This window comes from Thauera humireducens (assembly GCF_001051995.2).
GTDB classification, from domain to species: domain Bacteria; phylum Pseudomonadota; class Gammaproteobacteria; order Burkholderiales; family Rhodocyclaceae; genus Thauera; species Thauera humireducens.
This window is the reverse complement of record NZ_CP014646.1, coordinates 665,619-677,750: the sequence shown is the minus strand read 5'-3', so window position 1 is coordinate 677,750 and position 12,132 is coordinate 665,619. Positions and strand designations below refer to the sequence as shown.

The window sequence follows — 12,132 nt, the reverse complement described above, 5'->3', positions numbered from 1 at the left end:
CTGCACGCCGAGGACACCCAGGCCATGAACCTCGAAAAAGTCATCTTCGGTTTCTTCATCGTCCTTGCCGCCACGCTGAACTTCGGCTTCTTCGTCGGCGACATCGACAACCCGGCACACCACGATGTGTATGAGCTGTTCGCCGCCCTGGTCGTCAGCCTGATCGCAACCGTGCTCAAGTTCGGCGACCGCACGCAGATCGGCGCAGTGCACCTCTCGACGAGCCTGGTGGCCGACCTGCAGTTGATCGCAGCCGCCATGGTGTGGGGTTATGCCGCACACGTCTCGGCTGCGGGGCTGAGTCCCGAGATGGTGTCCAGGATCGTCTCGCTCTCAGGCGGTGCGCTGTTCGCCAACATCGTCTCGGTGATCATCCTTATCGCCGAGACGATCATGCAGCGCCGCTGAGCCCCGCCGCGCGACAAGGCCCCGACGTGCAAGCCCTGCCCCGCCACCACAGCATCTTCCTCATGATCCTGCGCCGCCTGCGCGCGCCGCTGATCCTGCTGATCGTGCTGATGTCGGTATCCGTGCTCGGGCTGACGCTCGCGCCCGGCCAGGACGAGCATGGCAACGTGCAGTACCTCAGCTTCTTCCACGCCTTCTACTTCATCAGCTACACCGCCACCACGATCGGCTTCGGCGAGATCCCCTACAGCTTCTCCGACGAGCAGCGCCTCTGGGTCGTCGTCAGCATCTACCTGTCGGTCGTGGGCTGGGCCTATACCCTCGGCTCGGTGTTCAGCCTGCTCTCCGACCGCAGCCTGCAGCAGGCCATCGCCACACAGCGCTTCGTGCGCGCCGTGCGCCGGCTGCGGGAACCCTTCTACCTAGTGTGCGGCTACGGCGAGACCGGCCGCCTGATCTGCAGCGCGCTCGAGCGCATGGGGCTGCGCTCGGTGGTGATCGAGATCGACGAAGCCAGGGTTGGCGAGATCGAGTTGCACAGCTTCTCCGCCGACGTGCCGGCGCTGTGCGCCGACGCATCCAGCCCGGAGACACTGAAGTACGCTGGCCTGACGCACCCGCACTGCGCAGGCGTGATCGCCCTGACAAACCAGGACGCCACCAACCTCGCCATCGCGATCGCCGCCCGCCTGCTGGCGCCGAAGCTGCCGGCACTGTGCCGCGCGGAGCACCGGGAAACCGCCGCCAACATGGCGTCCTTCGGCACCCGCCACATCATCAACCCCTTCGAGCGCTTCGGTGAAACGCTCGCCCTCGCCCTGCATGCCCCGGCCGCCTCGCAAATGCTCCGCTGGCTCGCCGGCCTGCCCGGCAGCACCGTAGAGCGCCGGCGCGATCCGCCCCGCGGCCACTGGATCGTCTGCGGCCATGGGCGTTTCGGCCGCTCGATGGTCGACGCGATGGACGCCGAGGACCTGCCGGTGACGATCATCGACCGCAACCCGCTGCCCGACGGCACCCATCGCTGGATACATGGCGACGGCACGGGCGCCGACGCCCTCCGCGAAGCCGGCGTGCTGCAGGCAACCGGCATCGTCGCCGGGACAAGCTCCGACGTCGACAACCTGTCGATCGCGGTGACCGCGCGCGAACTGAACCCCGGCCTGTTCGTGATCCTGCGCCAGAACCAGTCCGCCAACCAGGCGCTGTTCGACGCCTTCGAGTCCGACATCACCGTGCTGCCGAGCGAGATCATCGCCCACGAATGCCTCGCGATCCTCGGCACGCCCTTGCTCGCCCCCTTCCTGCGCGAAGTGCGCCTGCGCGACGAAACCTGGTGCGCGGCCCAGCTCGAACGCCTGGCCGGCCGCCTGGGCTGGACCGTGCCCGAGGTGTGGAGCGAGCGCGTGAATCTGGCCCGGTCACCCGCCCTGCACAGGCGCCTGATGCAGGGCGAGCACCTGACGCTCGACACCTTGCTGCGTTCGCCCACCGACCGCAGCAGCGCGCTCGATTGCGAGGTCCTCTACCTGGACCGCGATGACGACGATCACCTCCTGATGCCCGCGGGCAGCACGGTGCTGCGAGCGGGCGACGAGCTGCTGCTCGCCGGCACCCGGCACGCGCGGAACGATCTGGCGCTCAACCTCGCCAACGAGCACACCCTCGAGTATCTCGTCACCGGCAAGGAGCTGCCCGGCGGATGGATCTGGGAACGGCTGTCACGCGACAGCCGCCGCCCCATGAAACCGCTCCTGCCCTGACGGCGTCGATCTCGCGCCGTTTTCCCTCAGGCGCCGTCGCCGGCGACGAGCACGATCTCCTCGCCGCCGAACTGGACACGCTGACCCGGACGCAGCTTGGCGCGCTTGCGGCTTTCGACCTGCCCATCGACCCGCACCTCGCCCGCCTCGACCATCGCATGTGCGGCACCGCCCGAGCCCACCAGGCCGACGGCCTTGAGCAGTTGATCGAGCTGGATGTGATCGCCGCGAACGGCAAAGGAAATGCTCATGAAGCGCTCCGCAAAGGGTTCGGCCACCACCCGCATGCGATGCGTACGGGCGTGGCCATGTCAGAATCCGGGAATTGTCGCCCGTTCCGCCTGCCCATGAACAGCTTCTCCGCTACCGCCCCGCTCGACTGCCGCAGCAACGCGCTGCTCGACCTCTCCGAGAAGACGATCCGCAATGCGCTGGCCACCGGCGCACTGCAGCCGATCGAAACCGAAAGCACGACACTCACCGATCGTGGCTTCAGTTTCTCGGTTCGCTGGGTGTCCTCGCTTGCCCTCAAGGATCGCGCCCGCGTGGACACGGTCACCCGCCGGCGGCCGGACTTCAATCCCTTCCTGCCCCCCGAGCCCGCACTGACGGTCAGCCGACTGGGCGCGCAGCACTTCGTCGTGCTCAACAAGTTTCCGGTGATCGACCATCACCTGCTGATCGTGACACGGGCGTTCGAGGCGCAGACGGCGCCGCTGACGAAGGATGATTTTCGCGCCCTGGCGACCGTGCTCGCCGCACAAGGGGGGCTCGGTTTCTACAACGGCGGCAGCGTCGCCGGCGCAAGCCAGCCGCACAAGCATCTGCAGTGGGTACCCGAAGCAGCCCTGCGCGCTGACGATGGTTTTGCGACCTTCAGCAGCGGACTGGACAGCCAGCAGACCGCCGAGGCGCAGACCAGGGCAGAACTGCCTTGGCAGCACGCCTTCATGAGCCTGGCCGACATCGACTGGTGCGACGCGCCGCAGGCGGGCAGGCAGCTGCAGCTGACCTTCGAAAGCGCCTGCCGCGCCCTCTCGCTGCCATCGAACGCCAACCCGATGCCACCCTACAACCTGCTGGCAAGCCGCCAGTGGCTTCTGGTCGTGCCCCGCCAGTTCGAGAAATGGCAGGACGTCTCGGTGAACGCGCTGGGCTACGCCGGATCGCTGTTCGTGCGCAGCCCGGCGCAGATCGAGAGATTGCGCGCCGAGGGTCCGCTGGCGGTGTTGCGTGCGGTCGGCTATCCGCGCTGAAGGTGGGCAGACGGGCGACGCTCAGGCGGCCTGCGGCAGCGGCGCGTTGGGCAGCGGAGAACGGGGCAGCGGCGGCAAGCCGATCGTCGCGCGCAGTTCGTCACATTTCGGATTGGGCGAGCCATCCTCGAAATACACCGGGAACTCGCGACAGGGCGTGGGACGGTTCTCGTAGATGGTGCACGCAACCTGCTCGCCCACCTTGCCCGACAGCGCCGAACAGCGGCGCGGCACCTCGTTGCTTCCCTTCATGCAGCGCATCGTGTGGTTGAGCTTCTCGGTCATGCCTGCGGGCACGAATCCCCCGGGTGCGTCGTCTGCCTCGGCCCAGTAGAAGGAGATACGGAAGTGGGTGCAGCAGATGCCACAACTGATGCAGGGATTCGGGTCTTCCATGAGCGCTTTCTGGAGCAGGTTGCAGGACCGGGTTCGGCGCGCATTCTAGCGGCTCGCACGGCGCCTGCAAGAGACGGAAAGCGCTTTTCGATCAATCGTTTGCGGACAATATTTCAGCAATAGAACTGTCATTGCACGACAGTCCTCCCCTTGAGCGCGCGCCCCTCGTCACGCACGGGCGCGAGACTGCGGCACGGAGGGCGCCGCAATCCGCTCAAGGGAAGCCGTGGCCCGGCCTCAGCTCAACGCACCGCAGCACTTCTTGTACTTCTTGCCGCTGCCGCAGGGGCAGGGGTCGTTGCGACCGGGGCCGGCGACGGCGGGCGCGGCCGGCGCATCGGCCTGCAGCACCTGCGGCGCCGGCAGGCCGATGTCACGCCAGTGGGCGTAGATGTCATTGACCGCCTCGCCCAGCGCCCCCAGCCAGCCGAGGCGCGTCTCGTCGTCGGCCTCGGCAGCGGAATCCTCGGCCCACGGCGCCAGCACTTCGTCGAGCGTCTCGCGCACGGCCTCGACCGCCTCGGCGTCGAGTCCCTCCTCCCAGCCTTCCGGCCAGAGGTCGAGCCCCTGGGCGAAGCCCTCCAGCCACTCCTCGCCAATCTTTAGCGGATCGCCCTCTGCGATGGCGAAGCAGAACGGCTCCCAGCACACCTCTTCCTCATCGTCCAGGCCGAGGGTGGTCACCATCTCGTTGTGGTAGGCCTTCACCAGTCGGATCGCGCGCTGCAGCCCACTGCCGCCGCCAAAGCTCGCTTCTTCTCCATGCGCCGACCACACGTTGGGCAACCAGCGTTCGACCGCAATCGGCCGCGGCGAAATGAGCACGCCGGCGAGGAAGCCGTCGAGCATCTCGAGATCCATGCAGTCCTCGGGCACGATGTCCGAGGTCAGCACCTCTTCGAGCGCCTCGAAGTCGTCATCGCTCATCAGGTAAGGATTGTCTTGCTGGGGCGTGGTCTCGGTCATGGCAGTTCTCCGGAAATGGGACGAAGGGTGGCCCAAGCCACGGTGATCGGCAAGTCAAATCTCGCGCGGGTGCGCCACAGGGCGCGCAGCGTCGAGGTCGAGCGTGAGCCGGTAAAGGGTCTGCCCCGAGTCGCGGTACTTGCGCTCGAACGGTGTCAGCGGCACCTCGGCCTCGAACGCGCCCCAGGGCACGTCGTGCCCGAGCGCGATCGACAGCGCGGTGGCCATCTCGTGCATATAGACATCCCAGTTGCTGCGGCATTCCAGCACGCCGCCCAGCCGCGGAATGAAGGGGAACACGGGGTGGGCATGCCAGCGCCGGGCGAGATGGCCGATCTTGGGCCAGGGATTGGGATACAGGATGTAGTGCCGGGCGAGCCGCAGGTCGGCCTCGTCGAGCAGGCGCCAGAAATCGACCAGATCCGCACGCACGAACACCAGGTTGCGCGGCATCAGCGCATCCGGATAGGGCTTCTTGCGTTCGAGGCGGTCCTGTGACTGATCGACGCCGATCACCCAGTGCTCGGGATGGGCGCGTGCGATCTGGATCGTGCTGTGTCCGACACCGCAGCCGGCATCGAGGATCAGCGGCGCAGCGCGGTTCCAGTCTGCGAGGGCCGCATCGAAGGCTTCCCGGTTATAGGGCGCGATCGGTTTGCGGAAAGGCTCGGCAAGGTGTTTGCGCACCACCGCCTCGAGGCGCTCATGCACGCCGGACTGGGCGCTTTGCGGGATGCGGGAATTGGCGTAGCTCATGATGAATCCAGTCTGTTGCGGCGTGCGGGCTCAGGCGGCTTCGAGCAACCGCAGCGCCCTGGCCGGCGCCATTGGGCGGACCGCGGCGGCCGGCACGCCATGCAGCACGAGCATGCACTCGATCTCGGGCAAGGTGCGCAGGGGGCGGATCGCCGCGAACAGATGCTGAGCCTGCAGGTAGTTGCGCGCCAGCAGGTGCAGCCACTGCTTGATGCGGCCGGGTGCATGCCGTGGCTCGACCTTGCGCAGCACCCGGTCGCGGAAATCGCCCAGCAGCGGCAGGAGGGCAGCCCACTCGCGGGCACGTTCGTCGGCATCGGGCACATCGAGCCGGCCGGCACGGATACGCGCGGCCAGAAAGGGATCGGCGACCGCGCCACGGCCCAGCATCACGTCGGCGGCGCCCGACACCGCCCGACAACGCTGCCAGTCCGCCGCAGACCACACTTCGCCGTTGGCCACCACCGGCACCGCGACCGCTTCGGCGATGCGCGCCACCCATTCCCAGTGCGCCGGCGGCCGGTAACCGTCGGCCTTGGTGCGCGCATGCACCACCAGCCCCCCGGCACCACCATCGACCAGCGCCTGGGCGCATTCGACGGCACGTCCCGGATCGTTGATGCCAAGCCGCATCTTCGCCGTCAGCGGAATCCGTCGCGGAACGGCGCGGCGCACCGCTGCCGCGATGCGGCCGAGCAGTTCCGGCTCATCGAGCAGGGCCGCGCCGCCACGATGGCGATTCACCGTCGGTGCCGGACAGCCGAAGTTGAGGTCGATGCCCGCCGGCGCCAGCGCCGCGAGCCGCGCGGCATTCTCCCCCATGCAGGCCGGGTCCGAGCCGAGCAGTTGCACCCGCACCGGAGTCCCTCCCACGGTTCGGCTGCCCTGCTGAAGCTCCGAAGAAAGACGGCGGAAGAAGCGTTCGGGCAGCAGCGTGCCGGACACGCGCGCGAACTCGGTCACTGCATAGTCGTATCCGCCTGACGCGGTGAGCACCGCGCGCAAGACGTCATCGAGCAGACCTTCCATGGGGGCGAGCAGAAGACGCAAGCCGGGAATTCCTATCAGACAATCGGACGGACGCGTGCCGAAGCGGGCCGCGCAAAGGACCGCAATTCTAATGCAGTCCTGCGCGAAACCCCTTTTTTCGCTTGCCAGTCCTTGCGCGCCAGCGGATAATCTTGCCTCTTTACCAATCAGGGCGGTCACAACCGCCGCCCGCTCGAATCAGGAATCGATCATGAAAGCGGACATCCATCCGAAGTACAACGACGTGAATGTGACCTGCTCCTGCGGCAACACCTTCGTCACCCGCTCCACCCTCGGCAAGCCCCAGTACCACGTCGAAGTCTGCTCCGCATGCCACCCGTTCTACACCGGCAAGCAGAAGATCGTCGACACCGCCGGTCGCGTCGAGCGCTTCCGCCAGAAGTACGGCAACGTCCAGCGCGCCAGCTGATCCCGGCCGCGACACTGGAACATGCGCCCGCCTGCGGGCGCACCGCAAGAAAGGCAGCTGCGGCTGCCTTTTTTCACGTCTGGCCGCATGCCCCATGCATCTCCGGCCTTTGGCCGGCATTGCATCCCGCCGTCCGGGGCTTTGCCTCGATCAACGCTCCGCCCCACAATGCGCGAATGACTCGAGAACCCGAAACACCTTCCCTGCTGCAGCGCCGCATCTACGGCACCGTCGGCATCGCGGTGCTGGTGGCCCTTTACCTGCTCGTCGGTCTTGTCGGCCACGACCCCTGGCGCGGCGATGACGCGCGCTACCTCGGTCCGATCCTGAGCATGCTGCGCGGCGAGGGCTGGCTGTTCCCGATGCTGGCGGGCGAGCCACTCGTCGACTACCCGCCGCTCTACTACTGGGTGGGTGCCCTGCTGGCCTGGGCCGGGAGCGGGTTCCTCGCACTGCACGAGGGCGCACGGCTCGCCAGTGCTGTATTCGTCGCCATTGGGGTGTATTTTTCCGCGCGTACCGCCGAGGCGCTGTATGGCCGCCCGGCCCGGACGCCCGCCGCGCTGCTGACGATGGGTGGGCTTGGCCTCGTGCTGCACGCCCACGAGATCCAGCCCCTGCTCGCCGTGCTGGCCATGCTGGCGATGACGCTGCGCGGCCTCGCACTGGTGCCGCAGCAGCCTGTAGCCGGCAGCCTGCTGGCCGCCGCAGGCACGGCGCTCGCGTTTCTCGCCGGCGGCATCGGGGGCCTGATCGCCACCGCTCCCCTGTTGCCACTGGTGATGATGCTCAGCGCCGACTGCCGCACGCCGCGCGCCAGTGGCGCGCTACTGCTGGGACTCTGCCTGGCCCTCGCGCTTGCGGCGCTGTGGCCGCTGGCCATCCACCTGAGTCAGCCCGATCAGCTGGGTCTCTGGCTGCGCGGCGAATGGGCACGCTTGAGCGGCCCGGCGCTGTCGGGTGGCGACATCGTGCGCGGACTCGAACTGCTGGGCTGGTTCACCTGGCCGCTGTGGCCCATCGTGCTGTGGAGCCTGTGGCGCGCCCGCCGCACCATCAGCCAGTTGCGCTGGCTGCTGCCGCTGCTGAGCGCCGTCCTCGTGCTGACTCATTTCGTCATCCAGGGCGACCTGTCCCAAGCCAACGCCCTGCCCCTGATTCCGGCGATGGCGCTGCTGGCCGCCGCCGGCGTACCCACACTGCGCCGCGGCGCCGCCAACGCCTTCGACTGGTTCTCGCTCATGAGTCTGGCCGTATTCGGCATCCTCGTCTGGCTCGCCTGGTCGGCGCAGGCCGTGGGCTGGCCGCCAGGCCTGGCCCGGCACGTGGCGCGCAATGCGCCGGACTTCGTGCTGCACCAGCCGGGCCTGCAGCTTGCGCTCGGCGCCGGCATCACCCTGCTGTGGATCGCGCTCGTCTCCAGGCTGCCGCGCTCGAGTTCGCGGGCGCCGGCAAACTGGGCCATTGGCCTGACGATGCTGTGGTGTCTGGCGGTCGTGCTGCTGATGCCGTGGTTCGACAACGGCCGCAGCTACCGCGAGACCGTTCGCTCGCTCGAGATCGCCGTGGCGGGCGAGCGCAGCAGCACGCCCGGCGCGTGCATCGCCAGCACCGGCCTGCCGGACCACGTGAAGAGCTCGCTGGATTACTTTGCCGACATCCGGACCGTACCGATCGTAGGCGACAGCACGCCCTGCCCGCTGCTGCTGGTCATGAACGACCGCAAGCCAGTCATGCAGCTCGCACCCGAATGGAAACCCGTGTGGGAATTCCGCCGCGGGGCCGGCCGCCGCGCCGAAACCTTCACGCTGCTGCGACGCGAAGGGTCCTGATACCTCATTCCAGGCGCAGGAAATTGTCGCGGTAGTGCCGCAGTTCGGAGATGGACTCCTGGATGTCGGCCAGCGCCGTGTGCGCGCCCGACTTCTTCACGCCGGCGTACACCTCGGGCCGCCAGCGCTTGGCGAGTTCCTTCAGCGTGGAGACGTCCAGGTTGCGGTAGTGGAACCAGGCCTCGAACTGCGGCATCCAGCGCGCGAGGAAACGGCGGTCCTGGCACACCGAGTTGCCGCACATCGGCGAGGTGCGCGCGGGCACCCACTCCTTCAGGAACTCGATCATCTGCGCCTCGGCCTCGGCCTCCGACACCGTCGACGCGCGCACGCGATCGATGAGACCGGACTTGCCGTGGGTGTTCTTGTTCCAGTCGTCCATCGCATCGAGCACCTCATCGGGCTGATGCACGGTGATCACCGGCGCCTCGGCGATGGTCTCCAGCTTCTCATTGGTCAGCACGATGGCGATCTCGATGATGCGATCGCGATCGGGTTCGAGGCCGGTCATCTCCATGTCCAGCCATATCAGGGTGTTCGGGTCCTGTGCCATAATCCGTGCGCCTTTCTGACGTATTCATGCGAAACATTCGAGGGCGCGATTGTGTCACAGAACGTGTTGGCATTCGGCGCAGACCGGAGCCGACGCCCGAACCGCCCGTCGCCTGTCGGCCCGGGCCTGCCTGAAACGCTCGACCCCACGACCGCACCATGTCCGCCGACCCTGTTTCCTCCGCTGCCAGCGGTTTCGCCGCCCTCTTCGTCACGCTGCTGCTGCTGAGCCTGGTCGTCAAGACCGGGCTGATGCGACGCCAGATCCGCCATGTGCTGGCGCGCCGCGAGCAAGTTCCGCAGGCCTTTGCCGAATCGATCACCCTCGCCTCGCATCAGCGCGCAGCCGACTACACCGCCGCGCGCATGCGCCTGGCGATGTCCGAGATCGCGGTAAGTGCGCTGTTCGTGCTGCTGCTCACCCTGGGCGGCAGACTGCAGGCGATCCATGACGCCTGGTCCGCCATGTTCCCGCCGGGCGGCATCGCCCATGGCGTGGCCCTGCTGGCCACGCTCGGCGTGCTCGGCTGGCTGATCGACCTGCCGTTCGTGCTGGTCAAGACCTTCGTCATCGAAAAACGCTTCGGCTTCAACCGCATGACGCCGGGCCTGTTCGCGGCCGACACCGCACGCGAGGCTGCACTGGCCGCGGCGATCGGCCTGCCGCTGCTGGCCGTGCTGCTGTGGCTCACCGCCGCGATGGGCAGCCTGTGGTGGCTGTGGGTATGGGCTTTCTGGCTGTCGTTCAATCTGCTGGTGATGCTGATCTGGCCGACCTTCATCGCGCCGCTGTTCAACCGCTTCACCCCGCTCGCCGACGAGGCGCTCAAGACCCGCGTCGAAGGCCTGCTGGCGCGCTGCGGCTTCCAGTCCAAGGGTCTGTTCGTCATGGACGGCTCGCGACGCTCGGCCCACGGCAACGCCTACTTCACCGGCTTCGGCGCCTCCAAGCGCATCGTGTTCTTCGACACCCTGCTCGACAAGCTCAACCCGGACGAAGTCGAGGCGGTGCTGGCGCACGAACTGGGCCACTTCCGCCACCGCCACATCATCAAGCGCCTGGCCGTCCTCGCTCCCGCCAGCCTGGCCCTGCTCGCACTGCTGGGCTGGCTGATCGAGCAGCCCTGGTTCTTCACCGGCCTGGGCAGCACGGCCACCGACACCGCGACCGCGCTGGCGCTGTTCTTCCTGGTGTTGCCGGCCTTCACCTTTCCGCTCGCCCCGATCCTGAGCTACTGGTCACGGGTGCACGAGTTCGAAGCCGACGCGTATGCCGCACAGCAGACGCGCGCGGCCGATCTGGTCGCCGCGCTGGTCAAGCTGTACCGCGACAATGCCTCGACACTGACACCCGACCCGCTCTATTCGCGTTTCTTCGATTCCCACCCGCCGGCCGCCCTGCGTGTCGCCCGCCTGCAGTCCCTGCAGTCCTGACCCCCACCAGAGGAGACGAGAACATGACGACCCCGCGCCCCCACACCCGGAATGCATTTCGTATCGCTGCGAGCATCGCCCTCGCCAGCCTCGCCGCGCCGGCCGTGGCCGATCCCTTCCCCGGCGCTGACCTCGCCGTCGCCAAGCAGATGCATGCCGCGCAATGCGTCGAATGCCATGCCAAGCGCTTCGGCGGTGAGGACGGCTCGGAGATCTACACTCGCTTCGACCGCCGCGTGACCACCCCCAGCGGACTCGCGCAGCAACTCACCGCCTGTACCACGATGCTCAACCTCGATCTTTTTCCCGAAGACGAGCATCACCTCGCGGGCTATCTCAACACGCACTACTACAAGTTTCAGTGACCCAACGACACCAGCGCAGTAACAAGGGCGCCTCCGCGATCGAGGGCGTGATCGTTGCCGCCTTCGGCCGCCATTACGAAGTCGCAACGCCTGCGGGCCGCCTGCAGTGCTACCCGCGTGGCAAGAAAAGCAGCTTCGCCTGCGGCGACCGGGTCGCGGTCGTTCCCGGCGGCGACGGCCAGGGCGTGATCGAAACCCTGCACCCGCGCCGCAACCTGCTGTGGCGTTCGGATGCCTTCCGCGAAAAGCTGATCGCCGCGAACCTCAGCCATATCCTGATCGTCGTCGCGACCGAGCCGGGCTTTTCCGATCTGCTGGTGTCACGCTGCATCGTCGCCGCCGAAAGCCAGGACATCACGCCCCTGATCGTGCTGAACAAGGCCGACCTGGGGGAACGACTCGAGGCGGCGCGTGCGCAACTCGCCCCCTTCCGCGCACTCGGCTATGAGGTCATCGAGGTGTCGGCCCTGAACGGGGCCGAAGGGCTGATGAAGCGCCTGGCGGGTCTCCACGCCATCCTCGTGGGGCAGTCCGGCATGGGCAAGTCGACGCTGACCAACGCCCTGATCCCGGAGGCGAATGCCGCCACCCGCGAGATTTCCGAAGCCCTGGATTCGGGCAAGCACACCACGACCTTCGCCCGCCTCTACGCGCTGGACGGCACTGCGCCCGACAACGCCCACGGCTGGCTGATCGACAGCCCGGGCCTGCAGGTCTTCGGCCTCGCCCACCTCGCAGCGGACGACCTCGCCGAATCCTTCATCGAGTTTCGCCCGCTGCTGGGCCAATGCCGCTTCCGCGATTGCCGGCACGAAGCCGAACCCGGTTGCGCACTGCTGGCGGCGCTGGCCGACGGTCGCATCCATCCTCGGCGCTTCGAGCACTACCGCACCATTCGCGCCGAGATCGCCGAAGCGAAACGACTCAACCCCGGCTGGTAAGGCC

The 12,132-nt window shown here is 67.5% G+C and carries 14 protein-coding genes; 8 read left to right on the top strand and 6 right to left on the bottom strand.

Going from position 1 to position 12,132, the window contains the following annotated elements; translation table 11 throughout:
* The first annotated feature begins 24 nt into the window (after positions 1-24).
* Both AC731_RS03215 and AC731_RS03210 read left to right on the top strand, forming a co-directional pair.
* Positions 25-408 carry a DUF6394 family protein gene (locus tag AC731_RS03215; protein WP_048709201.1) on the top strand — a complete coding sequence of 128 codons (384 nt, stop codon included), beginning with the start codon at positions 25-27 and terminating at the stop codon, positions 406-408.
* A 62-nt stretch (positions 409-470) separates the two neighbouring features.
* Positions 471-2,171, top strand: coding sequence for an NAD-binding protein (locus tag AC731_RS03210; protein WP_205626655.1), 1,701 nt, complete (start codon positions 471-473; stop codon positions 2,169-2,171).
* A 26-nt stretch (positions 2,172-2,197) separates the two neighbouring features.
* On the opposite strand, the gene AC731_RS03205 is transcribed toward AC731_RS03210, so the two are convergent.
* Positions 2,198-2,422 (bottom strand): RNA-binding S4 domain-containing protein, encoded by a 225-nt coding sequence (locus AC731_RS03205; RefSeq protein ID WP_048710540.1) that lies wholly within the window; start codon positions 2,420-2,422, stop codon positions 2,198-2,200.
* 96 nt (positions 2,423-2,518) lie between these two features.
* Here AC731_RS03205 and AC731_RS03200 point away from each other — a divergent pair, with 96 nt between their 5' ends.
* Positions 2,519-3,427 carry an ATP adenylyltransferase family protein gene (locus AC731_RS03200; RefSeq protein WP_004253455.1) on the top strand — a complete coding sequence of 303 codons (909 nt, stop codon included), beginning with the start codon at positions 2,519-2,521 and terminating at the stop codon, positions 3,425-3,427.
* Positions 3,428-3,448: 21 nt separating this feature from the next.
* On the opposite strand, the gene AC731_RS03195 is transcribed toward AC731_RS03200, so the two are convergent.
* From AC731_RS03195 to AC731_RS03180, 4 genes are all read right to left on the bottom strand, one after another.
* Complete coding sequence (locus AC731_RS03195; RefSeq protein WP_004253451.1) at positions 3,449-3,823, bottom strand: YkgJ family cysteine cluster protein; 375 nt, start codon at positions 3,821-3,823, stop codon at positions 3,449-3,451.
* A gap of 237 nt (positions 3,824-4,060) precedes the next feature.
* Entirely contained in the window at positions 4,061-4,789 is a 729-nt protein-coding gene (locus tag AC731_RS03190; protein WP_004253448.1) for a YecA/YgfB family protein, read from the bottom strand.
* Positions 4,790-4,843: 54 nt separating this feature from the next.
* A complete protein-coding gene (gene trmB / locus AC731_RS03185; protein ID WP_048709197.1) occupies positions 4,844-5,545 on the bottom strand; it encodes a tRNA (guanine(46)-N(7))-methyltransferase TrmB in 702 nt (233 codons plus the stop codon).
* Positions 5,546-5,575: 30 nt separating this feature from the next.
* Entirely contained in the window at positions 5,576-6,595 is a 1,020-nt protein-coding gene (locus AC731_RS03180; protein WP_205626625.1) for a tRNA dihydrouridine synthase, read from the bottom strand.
* A gap of 190 nt (positions 6,596-6,785) precedes the next feature.
* Between AC731_RS03180 and rpmE the strand changes: the two genes are divergently transcribed.
* Both rpmE and AC731_RS03170 read left to right on the top strand, forming a co-directional pair.
* Positions 6,786-7,004 carry a 50S ribosomal protein L31 gene (gene rpmE / locus AC731_RS03175; protein WP_004253439.1) on the top strand — a complete coding sequence of 73 codons (219 nt, stop codon included), beginning with the start codon at positions 6,786-6,788 and terminating at the stop codon, positions 7,002-7,004.
* Positions 7,005-7,180: 176 nt separating this feature from the next.
* Positions 7,181-8,836 carry an ArnT family glycosyltransferase gene (locus AC731_RS03170; protein ID WP_048709194.1) on the top strand — a complete coding sequence of 552 codons (1,656 nt, stop codon included), beginning with the start codon at positions 7,181-7,183 and terminating at the stop codon, positions 8,834-8,836.
* 4 nt (positions 8,837-8,840) lie between these two features.
* Here the strand turns inward: AC731_RS03170 and orn are convergent, their stop codons facing one another.
* Positions 8,841-9,389 (bottom strand): oligoribonuclease, encoded by a 549-nt coding sequence (gene orn / locus AC731_RS03165; protein WP_048709193.1) that lies wholly within the window; start codon positions 9,387-9,389, stop codon positions 8,841-8,843.
* A 158-nt stretch (positions 9,390-9,547) separates the two neighbouring features.
* Between orn and AC731_RS03160 the strand changes: the two genes are divergently transcribed.
* From AC731_RS03160 to rsgA, 3 genes are read left to right on the top strand one after another with little or no spacing between them, the layout of a single operon-like run.
* The gene (locus AC731_RS03160; protein ID WP_048709192.1) at positions 9,548-10,822 is read left to right on the top strand and encodes a M48 family metallopeptidase; all 1,275 of its coding nucleotides are present in this window, start codon (positions 9,548-9,550) and stop codon (positions 10,820-10,822) included.
* A 23-nt stretch (positions 10,823-10,845) separates the two neighbouring features.
* Positions 10,846-11,187 (top strand): hypothetical protein, encoded by a 342-nt coding sequence (locus tag AC731_RS03155; protein WP_048709190.1) that lies wholly within the window; start codon positions 10,846-10,848, stop codon positions 11,185-11,187.
* Complete coding sequence (rsgA, locus tag AC731_RS03150) at positions 11,184-12,128, top strand: ribosome small subunit-dependent GTPase A (protein ID WP_004253428.1); 945 nt, start codon at positions 11,184-11,186, stop codon at positions 12,126-12,128. The genes AC731_RS03155 and rsgA overlap by 4 nt, the downstream gene beginning before the upstream one ends.
* The last annotated feature ends 4 nt before the right edge of the window (positions 12,129-12,132 follow it).